The organism is Brachybacterium aquaticum (assembly GCF_014204755.1).
In the GTDB taxonomy this organism is placed as follows: Bacteria; Actinomycetota; Actinomycetes; order Actinomycetales; family Dermabacteraceae; genus Brachybacterium; species Brachybacterium aquaticum.
The window spans coordinates 876376-891684 of record NZ_JACHLZ010000001.1; the positions used below are offsets into that span (position 1 = coordinate 876376).

General features: G+C 72.6%; 14 protein-coding genes. 7 read left to right on the plus strand and 7 right to left on the minus strand.

The genetic code is table 11. From position 1 onward, the window contains the following. The first annotated feature begins 201 nt into the window (after positions 1-201). Positions 202-3261 carry a preprotein translocase subunit SecA gene (gene secA / locus HNR70_RS03840; protein WP_184324485.1) on the plus strand — a complete coding sequence of 1020 codons (3060 nt, stop codon included), beginning with the start codon at positions 202-204 and terminating at the stop codon, positions 3259-3261. 145 nt (positions 3262-3406) lie between these two features. On the opposite strand, the gene HNR70_RS03845 is transcribed toward secA, so the two are convergent. Beyond that, complete coding sequence (locus HNR70_RS03845; protein WP_184324486.1) at positions 3407-3802, minus strand: Rv3235 family protein; 396 nt, start codon at positions 3800-3802, stop codon at positions 3407-3409. Continuing rightward, positions 3799-4680 (minus strand): LysM peptidoglycan-binding domain-containing protein, encoded by an 882-nt coding sequence (locus HNR70_RS03850; RefSeq protein WP_184324487.1) that lies wholly within the window; start codon positions 4678-4680, stop codon positions 3799-3801. The genes HNR70_RS03845 and HNR70_RS03850 overlap by 4 nt, the downstream gene beginning before the upstream one ends. A 211-nt stretch (positions 4681-4891) precedes the next feature. Here HNR70_RS03850 and HNR70_RS03855 point away from each other — a divergent pair, with 211 nt between their 5' ends. After that, on the plus strand, positions 4892-5431 hold the full coding sequence (locus HNR70_RS03855) for a hypothetical protein (RefSeq protein ID WP_184324488.1): 540 nt from the start codon (positions 4892-4894) through the stop codon (positions 5429-5431). A gap of 121 nt (positions 5432-5552) precedes the next feature. Here HNR70_RS03855 and HNR70_RS03860 read toward each other — a convergent pair whose 3' ends face one another. Then, complete coding sequence (locus HNR70_RS03860; protein WP_184324489.1) at positions 5553-5786, minus strand: helix-turn-helix domain-containing protein; 234 nt, start codon at positions 5784-5786, stop codon at positions 5553-5555. Positions 5787-6054: 268 nt separating this feature from the next. Between HNR70_RS03860 and HNR70_RS03865 the strand changes: the two genes are divergently transcribed. The 3 genes from HNR70_RS03865 to HNR70_RS03875 are packed head-to-tail and all read left to right on the plus strand — an operon-like array spanning position 6055 to position 8365. Beyond that, positions 6055-6675, plus strand: coding sequence for an SAF domain-containing protein (locus HNR70_RS03865; protein ID WP_246375143.1), 621 nt, complete (start codon positions 6055-6057; stop codon positions 6673-6675). Beyond that, positions 6672-7880 carry a CpaE/TadZ family protein gene (locus tag HNR70_RS03870; protein ID WP_184324491.1) on the plus strand — a complete coding sequence of 403 codons (1209 nt, stop codon included), beginning with the start codon at positions 6672-6674 and terminating at the stop codon, positions 7878-7880. Before HNR70_RS03865 ends, HNR70_RS03870 begins: the two co-directional genes overlap by 4 nt. Positions 7881-7918: 38 nt before the next feature. Then, the gene (locus HNR70_RS03875) at positions 7919-8365 is read left to right on the plus strand and encodes a DUF6912 family protein (protein WP_184324492.1); all 447 of its coding nucleotides are present in this window, start codon (positions 7919-7921) and stop codon (positions 8363-8365) included. A 36-nt stretch (positions 8366-8401) separates the two neighbouring features. Here HNR70_RS03875 and HNR70_RS03880 read toward each other — a convergent pair whose 3' ends face one another. Next, a complete protein-coding gene (locus HNR70_RS03880) occupies positions 8402-8908 on the minus strand; it encodes a DUF2505 domain-containing protein (RefSeq protein ID WP_184324493.1) in 507 nt (168 codons plus the stop codon). 159 nt (positions 8909-9067) lie between these two features. Here HNR70_RS03880 and HNR70_RS03885 point away from each other — a divergent pair, with 159 nt between their 5' ends. Beyond that, entirely contained in the window at positions 9068-10597 is a 1530-nt protein-coding gene (locus HNR70_RS03885) for a sensor histidine kinase (protein ID WP_184324494.1), read from the plus strand. A gap of 106 nt (positions 10598-10703) precedes the next feature. On the opposite strand, the gene HNR70_RS03890 is transcribed toward HNR70_RS03885, so the two are convergent. Continuing rightward, positions 10704-10952 carry a WhiB family transcriptional regulator gene (locus tag HNR70_RS03890; protein ID WP_031307255.1) on the minus strand — a complete coding sequence of 83 codons (249 nt, stop codon included), beginning with the start codon at positions 10950-10952 and terminating at the stop codon, positions 10704-10706. Positions 10953-11363: 411 nt separating this feature from the next. On the opposite strand from HNR70_RS03890, the gene HNR70_RS03895 reads away from it, so the two are divergent. Beyond that, the gene (locus HNR70_RS03895) at positions 11364-11783 is read left to right on the plus strand and encodes a hypothetical protein (RefSeq protein WP_184324495.1); all 420 of its coding nucleotides are present in this window, start codon (positions 11364-11366) and stop codon (positions 11781-11783) included. Positions 11784-11907: 124 nt separating this feature from the next. Here the strand turns inward: HNR70_RS03895 and HNR70_RS03900 are convergent, their stop codons facing one another. Both HNR70_RS03900 and HNR70_RS03905 read right to left on the minus strand, forming a co-directional pair. Then, positions 11908-14442, minus strand: a complete 2535-nt coding sequence (locus HNR70_RS03900; RefSeq protein ID WP_184324496.1) for an FtsX-like permease family protein — start codon at positions 14440-14442, stop codon at positions 11908-11910. Next, a complete protein-coding gene (locus tag HNR70_RS03905; RefSeq protein ID WP_184324497.1) occupies positions 14439-15176 on the minus strand; it encodes an ABC transporter ATP-binding protein in 738 nt (245 codons plus the stop codon). The genes HNR70_RS03900 and HNR70_RS03905 overlap by 4 nt, the downstream gene beginning before the upstream one ends. Between the last annotated feature and the right edge of the window lie 133 nt (positions 15177-15309).

Here is a 15309-nt window from a genome sequence, read left to right on the forward strand (position 1 = left end):
GGCCGAGCCCCCGTCGGACCTGAGGGCCGAGCCCCGTCGGCCGTGAGGAGCGCCGCGCCGGAGGCGTGAGGCGGCACGCAGGTGGTCTGCATCCGGAGGCTCGACGCTTACGATGGGTCAGGCATCAGCCGTCCGCGGGGGTGTCGCGGACGCCCGCAGCGGGTCGTCCGGACGTCCCCTGACACCTACGGGAGCACACGAGTGGTCAACCTCTTCGACAAGATCCTGCGCGCCGGCGAAGGCCGGGAGGTCCGCAGGCTCGAAGCCATCGCCCAGCGAGTGGGTGAGGCCGAAGACGTCTTCGCGGACCTGACGGACGAGGAGCTGCGCGAGGAGTCCGACCGCTTCCGGGAGCGCCTGGAGGACGGCGAGACCCTCGACGACATCCAGGTCGAGGCCTTCGCGGCGGTCCGCGAGGCCGCGAACCGCACCCTCGGCCAGCGCCCCTACGACGTGCAGATCATGGGCGGCGCCGCGCTGCACCGCGGCCGCATCGCCGAGATGAAGACCGGTGAGGGCAAGACGCTGGTCGCGACCCTGCCCGCCTACCTCAACGCCCTGGCGGGCAAGGGCGTGCACGTCGTCACCGTGAACGACTACCTCGCCGGGTACCAGAGCGACATCATGGGCCGCGTCTTCCGCGCCCTGGGCCTGACCACCGGTGTGATCAAGTCCGGGATGACCCCGGAGGAGCGCCGCGAGCAGTACGCCGCGGACATCACCTACGGCACGAACAACGAGTTCGGCTTCGACTACCTGCGCGACAACATGTCGCTCACCCCCGAGGACCGGGTCCAGCGCGGCCACTTCTTCGCCATCGTCGACGAGGTCGACTCGATCCTCATCGACGAGGCCCGTACGCCGCTGATCATCTCCGGGCCCGGCTCCGGGGACGCGAACAAGTGGTTCAGCGAGTTCGCGAAGGTCGTCACCCACCTGCGCCGCGACCGCGACTACGAGGTCGACGAGAAGAAGCGCACCGTGGGCGTGCTCGAGTCCGGGATCGACAAGGTCGAGGACCACCTGGGCATCGACAACCTCTACGAGTCGCTGAACACGCCGCTGATCGGCTTCCTCAACAACGCCATCAAGGCCAAGGAGCTGTTCAAGCGGGACAAGGACTACGTGGTCCTCAACGGCGAGGTGATGATCGTCGACGAGCACACCGGCCGCATCCTCGCCGGGCGCCGCTACAACGAGGGCATGCACCAGGCCATCGAGGCCAAGGAGGGGGTGAAGATCAAGGCCGAGAACCAGACCCTCGCCACGATCACCCTCCAGAACTACTTCAAGCTCTACGACAAGCTCTCGGGCATGACCGGCACCGCCGAGACCGAGGCGGCCGAGTTCATGAACACCTACAAGCTGGGCGTGGTGCCGATCCCGACGCACCGCCCCATGCAGCGCGAGGACAAGGCCGACCGCATCTACCGCACCGAGAAGGCGAAGTTCGACGCGGTCGTCGAGGACATCGTCGAGCGGCACGAGACCGGCCAGCCGGTGCTGGTGGGCACCACCAGCGTCGAGAAGAGCGAGTACCTCTCCAAGCTGCTGACCGCCCAGGGCGTCAAGCACGAGGTCCTCAACGCCAAGAACCACGCCGGTGAGGCCGCGATCGTGGCCATGGCCGGTGCGAAGGGCGCCGTCACCGTCGCCACGAACATGGCCGGTCGCGGCACCGACATCATGCTCGGCGGCAACGTCGAGTTCATGGCCCATGCCGAGCTGGAGAAGCGCGGACTGGACGCCGAGGAGGATCCCGAGGCGTACGAGGCCGCGTGGGACGAGGAGCTCGAGCGCGCCAAGAGCGCGGTCGCCGAGCAGCACGATGAGGTCGTGGAGCTGGGCGGTCTGTACGTGCTGGGCACCGAGCGGCACGAGTCCCGTCGCATCGACAACCAGCTGCGCGGCCGCTCCGGCCGTCAGGGCGACCCGGGCGAGTCCCGCTTCTACCTGTCCCTGCAGGACGACCTGATGCGCCTGTTCAACGCGGGCGCTGCCGAGCAGCTCCTGGCCCGCGGCGGCGTGGACGAGTCGATCCCGCTGACCGGTCGCATGGTCTCCGGCGCGATCCAGCGCGCGCAGAACTCGATCGAGTCGCGCAACGCCGAGATCCGCAAGAACGTCCTGAAGTACGACGACGTCCTGACCAAGCAGCGCAAGAAGTTCTACGAGGAGCGCTCGCGCATCCTCGAGGGCGAGGAGCTCGACGAGCACATCCAGCGCTTCATCGAGGAGGTCATCGGCGGCACCGTCGACCAGCACACCGCCGGGAAGACCGCCGAGGACGTCGACCTCGAGGAGCTGTGGGGCGCGCTGCGTCCCGTCTACCCGATCTCGCTGACCCCGCAGGAGGTCGTCGACGAGGTGGGCGGCAAGGAGAACCTCGAGGCGAAGCTGCTGAAGGAGGAGATCCTCGCCGACGCCCGGATCGCCTACGAGAAGCGCGAGGAGGAGCTCGGCGAGGAGGGCCTGCACCAGCTGCAGCGCCGCGTGCTGCTGAGCGTCATGGACCGCCGCTGGCGCGAGCACCTCTACGAGATGGACTACCTCAAGGAGGGCATCGGCCTGCGCGCCATGGCCCAGCGCGACCCGCTCATCGAGTACGAGCGCGAGGGCCACCTCATGTTCAACGACATGATGGCCGGGGTGAAGGAGGATGTGGTCGGCTACGTCTACAACCTCGAGGTCCAGGTCGAGAAGGCCAAGCCCGTGGTCCCCAAGGCCGTCAGCGACCTGCTGCGCAGCGCGTCCGCGAAGGGCGCCGCCGCCCGCGCCGCCCGGGCGAGCGCCGCGGCTCCGGCCGGTGCGGTTGCCGGCGCGGAGGAGGGCTCCGAGGCCGCGCAGGGCTCGGCGCCGGTCTCCGAGGGGGCTGCCGACGGGATCGCCGAGGACACCGCCGCCGGGGACGACGCCTCCACCGAGGTCGAGGACGACGACTCGCTGTTCGGCGACGGGGTGGAGTCCGAGGACGACGCCGCGGCCCGCGCGGAGCAGCTGGCCCAGGAGAGCACCGTGGTGCTGCGAGCCAAGGGCCTGGACGACGGGCCGAATGCCCGTCAGCTGCGCTACAGCTCCGCCGAGGGGGACGGCGCGCAGGACTCCGCGACCCTCACCCGCGCCCAGCGCCGCCGTCAGGCCCGCGAGGGTGATGCGGCCACCGCCACCGCTAACCGTGTCTCCGACAAGCCCGAGGGCGCGCCCCAGGGCGACGGCGGCAACCGCGCCCAGCGCCGCCGGGCGAAGCGCCGCCGCGGCTGAGTGCGACTGCGCAGCGGAGTGAGACTGCGCTGCGGAGTCAGACTGCGCTGTTGAGTGAGACAGAGCGGCCCGGGTCGATGTCCTGACGGATGTCGACCCGGGCCGTTGCCGGTCTCGGTGACGGGGCGGGCGAGGGGCGCCCCGCTCAGCCGATCTCGAGCACGGTGACCCGCCAGCCGCTGTGCCTCAGCTCCCAGCGCATGGCGAGGAAGCGGGCGCGGTCCGGCTCTCGCAGCACGCAGCTGGCCTCCACGGTGTGCTCGTTGACCACGCACATCCGCACCCCGGTGACCTGCAGCTGCCTGGTCGGGGCGTAGCCGGCGGACGCCCGCAGCCGACGGGTGAGAGCGGCGCGCCGGGCCAGAGTGCTGGCGACCTCCGGCGTGACCAGCCGCGACAGCGCGTTCTCGGGGCGCATGTCGCGGATGATCTCGACCGCCCGGCGAGCGACCGGCTCGATCAGCCTCTCGACGGAGCGGGGGTCGTTCGGGCCGCCGACGGCGGCGACAGCCGGGATGACGCTCTGATCGGTGTCGCTCATGATGTCTCCTGCCCCTCCAGGGCCGCGGGAACGGTCAGCACCTGTCCCGGCACGAGCAGGTCCGCGTCGGGACCGATCACGTCCGCATTGGCCTCGTACAGCGCGGGCCAGGACGCGGCGATCACCGCGGGGTCGTCGGGCAGGGGCCCGAGAAGATCGTCGGTGAGGGTCCACAGCGAGTCGCCCGCCTGGACGACCACAGTGCGCGGCGGTGCCGACTCGGTGGCGGTGCTGTCCGTGCCGCCGCTCTCGGGAGCAGCGGTGTCGTCGCTGTCCTCCTCGAGCGCCTCGGCGGGGGTGGGGTCGCCCCAGCCCAGGGGCGGCCGGGGCGAGGAGTCGTCGGCATCCGCTGCCGGGTCGTCCGCGGGACCGGGTCCGCTGTTCTCGGCGGCGCTGTGGTCGCCGGTCTCCGCAGGGAGCACGAGCGGAAGCTCCTCCAGGATCTGCGAGGCGACGGGCTCGGCGTCGTGCAGGTCCGGGTGCGCAGGTCCCTCGACCGCCAGGGCAGGGCCGAGCACCAGCCCGGTCGTGGCCGTGGCGACCGCTGCCCCGACGCTCAGCCGGCGTGCGAGGCGCGGTGCCATGACCCGCAGGACGCCCAGCAGCATCCGTCCCGTCCGTCCGGCAGGTCCGGTCAGGAGGATCGCCGCGGCCAGCCCCCAGATGACGGCGAGATACAGGCAGAGCGCGGTGCCCAGCAGCGCGAGTGCCACCAGCACGAGGGCGATCAGTCGGTCCTCTCCGTGGGCCGTGCGGCCCGCGCCCTCCAGGACCGTGGCGGTGACGGCCATGGCGGTGGCACCGCCGGCGCTGATCACCGCTCCGAACAGGGCTGGTCCGAGTCTCGGACCTCCTGCGGTGTGCTGCTCATCCCCCATGACGCTCCCCCTCGTCCTTCTCTGCACACCGCTCCTCGAGGGAGCGATGATGTCGTTTGATGCAGTTTGATGTCGAATGAATCTGTTCGATCTCGTATGGAGCAAGGTAGTCGTCTGTGATGCAGGACGCAATCGGTCGAGGTCCGGGTGTGGATCGGGCGCGGCGGGGGAGGGGCGATCGGCGCAGGTGCGGGCGGCCTACAGTGGGTTCATGCGATTCGAGAGGATCTTCGAGGACCTCGAGGGGCAGTTCGCGCACCAGCAGCAGGAGGAGCTGCGCGCCGTCTCCGAGGAGCTCGCGCGCGCCGAGCGTGCACAGCTCACGCTCGCGGACAGGCTCCGCGGCGCCGGCGAACGACCGGTGACCGTGCACGTGGGCGACGGGCTGAGGCTCTCCGGGGTGGTGCGCGAGGTGGGGGCGGACTGGGTCGCACTGCGCGATCGGGCGGCGGACTCCCTGGTCCCGCTCGCGGCGATCGCGTTCGTGGAGGGCCTCCCGACCCGCGCGCGCCCGGCCGAGGACTCCCTCCACTCGCTGCTCGGCCTCGGCTCGGTGCTCCGGGGCATCGCGCGGGACCGCAGCGTCGTGCGGCTGGAGACGGCGGCGGGGACCGTGATCGGCAGGATCGCCGCCGTCGGCGCCGATGCCCTGGACGTGAACACCCTGCCGACGGGGGAGACCTCGAGCGTCCCCGGCTCGACGAGGCTCACCGTGACGACCGCGTCCCTGCGCGCCGTCCTGCCTTACTGAGGGGCCGTCTCAGAGAGAGCCTGCGAGGGCGGGGTTGGTGCACTGCCGCGCGGTGCCGCCGTGTGGCGCGTCCGAGTGATGCTGCCGTGTGGTGCTTCCGGGTGGCGCGGCCGCGCGCCGATCAGCTCCCGGAGCGGCCGTTCTCCAGTGCCCGCTCCTCGGCGAGGAGCTCCTCGGTGCGCTTGTAGCTGCGCTGGATGTAGGACTCGATCTCGGTCACCTCGACCCGCCACTGCCCGCGGCCCCCGACCTTGATCGCCCGCAGCTCGCCGGAGCGGACGAGGGCGTAGGCCTGGGAGGCGGAGATGGAGAGCATCTCCGCGACGTCGGAGAGCGGGACGAAGCGAGGCGGCATCGACGTTCCTTCCGGTCGGGCCTGAGCACGCGGTTCCGCACAGTCTCTCATCCCTTCCCCGGGCACAGGATCGGGGTGTGGACGACGCTGCGTCAGGCGCATCCGGGCCCCACGATCGGGCACGAGGCCCTGCGCGGCCGTCCACAAAAGCTGGGCGCCGCCCCCGCGCAGGGCGCCGGTCACGTAGCCTCCCGAGTGATCCGCGTCGCACCGGACGCGGGGTAGTGGGACGAGGGGTGGAGTGAGCATGGGGGCGACAGCGCCGGTGATGAGGCTGCGACGGCCGCGATGGAAGGATCCGCGGCTGATCGTCGGGATCGTGCTGGTCCTGGCGAGCGTGCTGATGGGGGCGCTGCTGGTCTCTCGGCTCTCGGCGACCACCCCCGTGCTCGTCGCCCGCGGACCGATCGTGCCGGGTGACGCTCTGGAGGCCTCGGACCTGCAGACCGTCGAGCTCCGTCTCGGGGACCAGCATGGTCTGTACGTCGGGGACCTCGACGCGATCCCTGAGGGCGCCGTGGCCACGGCCACGGTGGGGGCCGGCGAGCTGCTGCCGGTCTCCGCCGTCGGTCAGCCCGCGGACGTCCCGCTCCGCCCGGTCGTGATCCCCGTCGAGGCTACGGTCGCCGAGTCCGTGGTCCCGGGGGCGACCGTCGAGCTGTGGCACACCTCCCCGGAGGTCCAGGACGGCGGCACCGGTGAGGCGGCTCTGCTGGTGCCGGATGCTGTGGTCAGGCGCATCGATGAGGGAAGCTCCCTGGGCATGCGCTCGATGTCGGTGGAGGTGCTCGTGCCGGCGGAGAGCCTCGCGGACGTCCTCGAGGTGCTCTCCAAGGACGAGCGGCTGGACGTGATCGGGGTGCCGGGAGCGCACGGGGTCTCGCCGTGATCGACATCGTCCTGTGCGCCTCCGGCAGCGACGAGGTGCGCATCGTCCACGACCTCGCCATGGACCGTGGACGCTCGGCCCGCGTGGTGCGTCGCTGCGCCGACCTCGCCGAGACCCTCGCCGTGGTGTCGGCCGGCATCGGCGACGTGGTCCTTATCGACGTCTCCGTGCGCGGGCTGGGGCGCGATGCCGTCGCCGCCCTCTCCCGCGACGCGGCCGTGATCGGCCTGCGCTCCCAGGACGACGTCGAAGGGACCGGAGCAGGCCTGCGCCAGGTGCTGCCGGCGGAGTCCTCCGTCGAGGAGATTCTCGCCGCGGTGACTGCGGCCGTGGCAGGGGAGGAGCCCTCGGGGGACTGGCTGCAGGAGCCCGAGGCGGAGGCGCGGCCGACGGGCAGACTCGTGACCGTGTGGGGCCCGGTCGGGGCCCCGGGCCGCTCGACCGTCGCCGCGAACCTCGCGGCGGAGGCGGCGCTCGCTGGACAGCACACCGTGCTGGTGGACGCCGACACCCACGGCCCCGCGCTCAGCCAGATGCTCGGCGTGCTCGACGAGGCGCCCGGACTGGTCGCCGCCGCCCGCGCGCACGACCGCGGCACCCTGGACGAGGAGATGCTCGACTCCCTGCTCCCGACGGCGCAGCCGCAGCTGCGCCTGCTCAGCGGCATCGGCGTGCCCGCGCGCTGGGCCGAGCTGCGTCGCGGCGCGATGGACGGGGTGTGGACCGCGCTGCGTCATCGCGGGGACCTGGTCGTCGCGGATGTCGCCGCGATGCTCGAGGAGGACGAGGAGCTGAGCTACGACACCGCCGCGCCCCAGCGCAACGCCGCCGCGATGAGCGCGATCGAGTCCTCGGACGCGGTGGTCGCCGTGGTCACCGCGGACCCGGTCAGCATCACCCGCTTCCTGCGCGACCACTCCCGGCTCGAGGAGCTCGGGACCACCGAGCTGCACGTCATCGTCAACCGCGTCGGAGCCCCGGTGCCCGGGGACCGCGTGCGCGAGCTGATCGCGTCACGGGTGAGGGTGGACTCCCTGCACCTTCTGCCGGACGAGCCGACCATCTGCCGCACCGCGGCCTGGGACGGTGCGTTGCTCGCCGAGTCGGCGCCGCGCTCCGCGCTGCGCAAGGGGCTGCGGGACATCGCCGCCTCCATGGTGCTGCAGGGAGCTCCCGCCTCGGCCGAGGCGTCCAGCGGCCGGTGAGGCGGCAGACGGGACGCGGGCGGTGAGAGGATGACGCCATGAGGATCTACCTGACCCTGACCGCCGAGGACCGCGCCGCGCTCGAGAGCGCCCGCACCGCGCTGCCGCTCACGCCGGGACGCGCAGCCTGGGCCGTCACCGCGCAGGGTCGCACCGCTTTTCCCGGCGAGGACGAGGAGGACCTCGAGTACGAGGCGCTCCAGGATGCCGTCCACGTCGCCTACAGCACGGGCAGCCCCCGCGAGCGGGCGCTCGTCATCGCGGCCGACGTCCCCGACACCACGATCGTCGAGGCGGAGGACGGCGGCGCCTTCGGGGTGCGGCTGACCGCCGAGGCGTCGGCACGGATCGCCAGCTTCCACGTCACCGAGCTCGACGCCGCCGCCGCGGAGGCGGACGACACCGACCCGGCGCTGCTGTGGTTCGATGCGGCCGAGCCCGCCGCGGCGCTCGCCTTCCTGGACGCCACCGCCGCGGCCGGCTGAGCACTCAGCCGGTAGAGCGGTCAGCCGACTGAGGGGTCAGCCCGCCGAACGGTCCCGGTATGCGGCCGCGGAGCGCTCCTCGGCGCGCAGCACCTTGGAGACGTAGGGCAGAGCTGCCTTCTCGATCTTCCCGCCCAGCAGCGGGATCTTCGCCGTGAGGTCGCCGTCGATCACGACCTCGGCGCTGTGCTGGTCCGTGCCGGTCAGGCGCAGATCGGCGGTCAGGCCCGCGGGAGTGCCCACCACCTCCAGGCCCATCGTGCCGGTGCGGCTGCCGTCCGTGGCCGGAGCGGACCACGCCTGCTCCTCCTTGACGGTCACCGACGAACCGACGAAGGGCTTGACGATGTCCGGGACCTTGTCGGTGGGCAGCGACAGCTCGGTGCGGACGGTGAACGCACCGGCCGGGTCGCCGTCGACGTCGGAGGTCGCCTCGGAGGCGCCGAGCGTGCGGCGGCGGATCTCGGTGTACTCGGGGTCGGCATACATCCCTGCCGCGGAACGCGCGGGCAGCGGCAGGTGCAGGGTCTCGTGGAGCTTCATCGGGGTCCTTCCTCGGTGCGGAACGGCGCCAGCCTAGAGCACGGACCCGGGCATGCCCGATCCAGCACCCGGCCCTGCACCCGGCCCTGCACCCGAACCGGCCCCGACCGTGCGCGGGCAGGGCACGGGCACGGCGGGGATCACCCCTATCCTGGGGGCATGCCGAGCCTGTCCAAGTTCCTCGCCGACAACCCCGACCTCTCCGGGAAGGAGGCGGACTGGCTCCAGCACCTCGTCGGGGACTGGAACCTCCTGTCCGACCTGCTGCGCACCGACCTGGTGCTGTGGATCCGCGGCGAGGAGGGAGCGCTCGCCGTGGCGCACTGCCGCCCGGCGACCGGCTCGACCGTCTACTACGAGGACCCGGTGGGCACCGTCCGCAGCGCCGTCACTGGCGATCCCGAGGACCCCGACGCCGCCGCGGACCCGGAAGGAGCGGAGATCGCGCGCCTGCTCGCCGGCGGGGAGCCCACCGAGGAGCCCACCCCGATCGAGCGCGAGGGCCGCAGCGCCACCGGCGTGATGGTGCCGGTGCGCAAGAACGGTCGCACCCTCGCGGTGCTCGCGGCCGAGAGCCCTGACAGCGACGCGACCCCCAGCGACAACGAGACCCACCAGCGCCGGCTCGGGGTGCGGGTGCTGGAGATGCTCCAGCACGGCGCGTTCCCCATCGAAGGCGCACCGATCCCGCCCCGCCGCGGCGCGCCGCGCGTCGGGGACGGCGTCGTCGAACTGGACGAGGCCGGGGTCGTGCAGTGGACGTCGCCGAACGCCCGCTCGGCCTTCCACCGATTCGGCATCGCCGGCGAGCTCACCGGCACGACCCTCGCGGAGCTGTCCACAGAGGTCCTCCAGAGCCGCAGCCCCGTTGACGAATCCCTGCCGCTCGTGCTCATGGGCCGCGCCGCCTGGCGCTCCGACATGCAGGCGCGCGGCGGCACCCTGTCACTGCGGGCGGTGCCCCTGACCCAGAACGGCACGCGCACCGGCGCCCTCATCCTGGTCCGCGACGTCACCGAGCTGCGCCGCCGGGAGCGGGAGCTGATCACCAAGGACGCGACGATCCGCGAGGTCCACCACCGGGTGAAGAACAACCTCCAGACCGTCGCGGCGCTGCTGCGCATGCAGTCGCGGCGCATGAAGACGGACGAGGCGCGCGAGGCGCTCGCCGAGGCGATGCGGCGCGTGTCCACGATCGCGCTCGTGCACGAGTCGCTGCTGCAGGGCTCGGAGGAGGCGGTCCACTTCGACGAGGTGATCGATCGCTGCCTGCGCCTGGCGGTGGACGCCGCCAGCGCCACGGTCCACCGCGCCGGCAGCCCGCGACTGACCGATGCGCAGGTCGAGGTGCGCACGGAGAAGATCGGACGGGTCGGCACCATCCGTGCCGAGGAGGCGACGCCGCTGGCGCTGGTGGTGACGGAGCTGGCGACCAATGCGGTCGAGCACGGGCTCTCCGAGACCGGCGGGACGCTCACGATCCGCAGCGAGCGGACGGGGTCGCACCTGGTGATCTCGATCGAGGACGATGGCAACGGGATGGGGGCCGCGAAGCCGACGGGGCTGGGCACCAACATCGCGCTCACCCTGGTGCAGGGCCAGCTCGGAGGCACTCTGACCTGGGAGAACCGTCCCGAGGGCGGGACGGCTGCCGTGGTGGACGTCTACCTGGATCCGCTCACGCTCTGAGCGGGATCCGCTGCGGGGCGGCCGTCCTCGGCCGCACCGCACAGCGGGTCGTCCACGAAGGGGGAGCTGAGCGCAGAGCTCAGCAGGAGTGACTCCTCAGCGGGAGTCAGCCGGCGCGGCGGGCGCGGGCGTTGCGGCGCTTGAGGGAGCGGCGCTCATCCTCGGACAGGCCGCCCCAGACGCCCGAGTCCTGGCCGGTCTCCAGGGCGAACTTCAGGCAGGCGGTCATGACGTCGCACTTCTGGCACACCGCCTTCGCCTCCTGGATCTGCGTGATCGCCGGTCCGGTGTTCCCGATGGGGAAGAACAGCTCGGGATCATGGTTGAGGCACTCGGCACGGTGGCGCCAGTCCATCGTCACTCTCTCTTTCCAGGACGTCGCGCCCGGCTCCCCGTAGGAGCGAGGCGCGGCGAGGGTCGCTCCCTGTGGGGCGTTCTCGGGTCTCCGGCCCGATGCCGCACGTCCTGGAGCGCTGCTCCGGAGGACGCTCGGCGATTCGAGCCGTCCTCCATTCTGTGCGGCGCCTGACGGCGTCGACAAGGGCTGCGACCGGCGGGCCTGGTGGCACTTCCCACACCGGAATGCCCTTGCATCCTGCGGAGGTGAGACCGGGCACGAAGGCGTTGCCAACAGGGCAGGGGCAGTGCATGCGAGGGCCGGGAGCGGAGGCGCAGGCCGGCGTGCGCAGAGGTGCAGGCCCGCGTGTGACGCACTGCCGCCCGGCGTCCCCGGACGGCCGACGGGACGGGCCGTTACAGTGCCACCATGCCCTCCACCCCTCGCGACTCCTCCTCCGACGACGCCCAGGACCCCAGCCCGCGCACCCGCCCGCTCGCGGCCGCTCTGCTCGGCGTCGAAGGACTGCTGATCGCGGCCGCCGCGACCTACTGCTTCATCACTGCCGCGAGCGGTGCGCTGGACGGTCGCCTCGGCACCGGGCTGGGGATCTTCCTGCTCGTGTTCGCCGTCGGCGCGGTCCTCGCCGCTCGCTCGCTCCTGGTCAAGGGGCGCTTCGGCCTCGGGTACGGGATCACCTGGCAGTTCTTCCAGGCCCTGGTCGGGGCGAGCATGCTGCGCGGGGCGATGTACTGGCAGGGCGCACTCGCCCTCGGCCTCGCGATCTGGATCTTCGTCCTGCTGACCCGTCTCGTCTCCTCCACGCCCCTGCCCACCCGCCGGGGCTGAGCCCTCACCGACGGTTCCGAGGGGCCGACGGCTCGATGGCGCACACCAGCGCAGAGCCGTCGGCCCCTCGCTCCTGATGGGACGACGCTCATCACGTCATGCGGGACTCGTCATTCCGCGATCGTCAGTCGGCGCTCGCCAACGCGGTCACCGGGGCCGTGCGGGCCGCTGCCCTGCCCGGCAGCACCGAGGCGAGCACCCCGGCGAGCAGGGTCGCCGCGAGCACGAGCGCGAGTCGTCCCACCGGGAGCGTGATGGTGATCGGGAAGACGGAGCCGAGCAGCGCCTGGATCCCGAGGACCCCGTAGATGCTGCCGAGCACGAGGCCGAGGACCGCGCCGACGAGCGCGAGCAGCAGCCCCTCCCAGCCGAGCATCCACCGCATCTGGCGGCGCGTGGTGCCCAGCGTCCGCAGCAGCGCGTTCTCCCCGGTCCGTTCCACCACGCCGAGGCTGAGCGTGTTCGCCACCCCCACGAGCGCGACGAGCACCGCGACGGCGAGCAGCGCGACCGTGATCCCGAGCAGCACGTCGAGGACCTGCGCGTAGGACTCGCGCTCCGCCCCGCCGAGGGTCGCGGAGGCTCCGACGAACCCGTCGGCCGTGATCACCTCGTCCAGCGACGAGACCAGGTCCGCGATCCCGATGCCGGCCCGCTCGGGGCTGCCGGGATCGGCGAAGTCGCCCAGCACCACCGTGGAGGTCCGCTCACCGAGCAGGGCAGACAACGTCGCCGGGGTGACCAGGGACATCTGCAGGTTGGCATCGACCAGGACCCGGAGCGGGCGGGTGGTGCCGTTGGCCGCGTGGACCTGCAGGACCTGCCCGTCGTGCACGCCGAACCGCTCGGCGCGCTCCTGGCCGATCAGGACCACGTCGTCGGCGAGCAGGTCAGCCATGCCGGGACGGTGCGAGACCTGGGTGAGCTGCTGCGGCGTCACCGCGTACAGGGTCATCGGCTCGCCCGCCCCGACCTGGATGTCGCCGCGGGCGGTGGCGACGGCGGTGTCCATGCCGTCCACCGCTGCGATCCGGGCGGCGGCGTCGGCCGGCATCTCCTCGGCGGAGAGCACCAGGTCGATGGGGCGGCGGGAGTCGAGCTCGGAGGTGAGCGTCGACTCGGCGGTGCGGGCGCCGACGGTCATCATCGTCATGAGCGTGGTGCCGATGAGCAGTGCGGCCACCGTGGCCGCGCTGCGCCGCGGGGTGCGGGTGATGTTTGCGCCCGCGACCTTCGCGGGCAGCCCGCCGATCCGGCCGACGAGCCGTGCGGCGAGCGCCGCGAGCGGGCGCGTGACCAGCACGAGCACGCCCAGCACCCCGGCGAAGCTCAGCACCCCGCCGAGGACCGCGGCGAGCACGGCCGGCCCGGCCTGGCCGCGCCCGGCGAGGACCGCGCCGCCTACCAGCGCCGCCGCGCCGAGCACGACGGCGGCGAGCCCGAGCGCGCCGCGCACTCCGAAGCGCTTCTCCGGTGCTGGGGGCGCGGGGCGCAGCGCCTGGAGCGGGGCGACCCTCGTCGCGGCCTGCAGCGGGGCGAGGCTCGCCAGGAGCGTGAGCGCGAGCCCGGCGACGAGCGGGAGCAGCACCGACCAGAGGCCGACGGGCACCACGAGCACGCTCGGCAGCCACCCGGCCGCGGCGGCGAGGGCGAGGGCGGCCTGGACGAGCAGGTGGCCGGTGAGCATACCGGCCCCCGCACCGAGCAGTCCCACCAGCAGCGACTCGCGCAGCACGACGGTGCGCACCTGGCCGCGGGTCGCGCCGAGGGTGCGCAGCAGGGCCAGGGAGCGGGTGCGCTGGGCGAGGGCGACGGCGAAGGTGTTGGCGATGACGACGGCACTGGTGACCAGCGCGATCACCACGAACACACCGAGCATCATGCCGAGCCCGGTGAAGCCCCGCAGGAGCTGGTCGACGGCGGCCTGCTCGGCCTCCTCGGCCGTACGCACCTCGAGATCACCGGCCGCGGCAGCCTGGGCGACCTGGGCGGGGTCGGTGCCCTCGGGGACGGTCGCGAGCCAGGCCTCCGCGAGCGTGCCCGCGGTGGGGCCGAGCAGCGTCTTGGCGTTGACCTCCTGGACGAGTACGCGGGGCGTGCTGCCGAGGACCGTGCCCTCGGGTGCGGCGGCGATGCCGGTCACGGTGAGGGGCACCGCGGTGCCCTCGGCACCGCTCGAGATCTCCACTGTGTCGCCGACGCCGACGGAGAGGGCACGGGATGCGGCACGGTCCAGCACGACCCCGGTCGCGTCGATCGCCGGGGACCCGTCCAGCAGCGGCGCGCTACCGCCCCGGCCGGGTGGCAGCATCGCGGCCTGGAGGAACACCTCGGAGCCGCCCGCGCGCAGCGGCAGGTACTGCTGCACGAGCGGCCACACCACCTCGGCGCCGTCCACCGCGGGAGCGGGCAGGGGCGCCTCCGAGGACCAGTCCTCGTCAGTCAGCGGACGGGTGATCTCCAGGTCCGCGCCGGCGTAGGTTCGGGAGGCCTCGGAGCGCAGCGAGGACTGGACGAGGCTCCCGGCCAGCACCATGACGGTGACGAACGCGCAGGACAGGGCGATGGTGACCACGGCCGCGAGGTGGCGGCGCAGCGGCGTGAGCTTCACGGTGGTGCGACGTGCCGCGGTGCGACGTGCGGTGGCACGGCGGCTCATCGGCGCTGCCCTCGCAGGTCCTCGTCGGCCGCGATCCGGCCGTCGGCGAGGGTGAGGATCCGATCGGCGCGCTCGGCGGCCTCCCGCTCGTGGGTGACCATCACGACGGTCTGCCCGAACTCATCCACCGACAGGCGCAGGAAGTCCAGCACCTCCTCGGTGGAGCGGGAGTCGAGGTTGCCGGTGGGCTCGTCGGCGAACACGACGGCGGGGGAGGTGATCAGGGCGCGGGAGATCGCCACGCGCTGGATCTGCCCGCCGGAGAGCTGGGAGGGCAGGTGGTCCAGCCGGTCGGCGATCCCGAAGGCGGTCACGAGTGTGTCCAGCCAGGTGCGGTCCACGCGGGTGCCGGCGAGCTCGAGGGGCAGCAGGATGTTCTGCTCGGCGGTGAGCATTGGCAGAAGGTTGAAAGACTGGAAGACGAAGCCGATCCGCTCGCGGCGCAGCCGGGTCAGGGCGTCGTCGCGCAGGGTCGTGATCTCGGTGCCGTCCAGCAGGATCGACCCGGAGTCGACGGCGTCGAGGCCGGCGAGCACGTGCAGCAGCGTCGACTTGCCGGAGCCCGAGGGGCCCATGATCGCGGTGAACGCACCGCGGGCGATGTCGACGTCCACGCCGTCCAGCGCGGTCACTGTGGAGGGGCCCGTGCCATAGGTGCGGGTGATCCCGCGGGCTTCGAGGGCGGGGGAGTCATCGGTGCGGGGCGGGGAGCCGGCCGGGGCGGCGGAGGTCATCGCGGGTCCTTCACGGGGGGGACGAGGGTCATCCCCGATGCTTCCCGGTCGTGACCTGCGCGGTCGTCAGCCCCTGGTCCCCTCGTCCGCTCCGATGGGAGGACCTGCCGGGGGCGGAGGTCATACCGAGGTA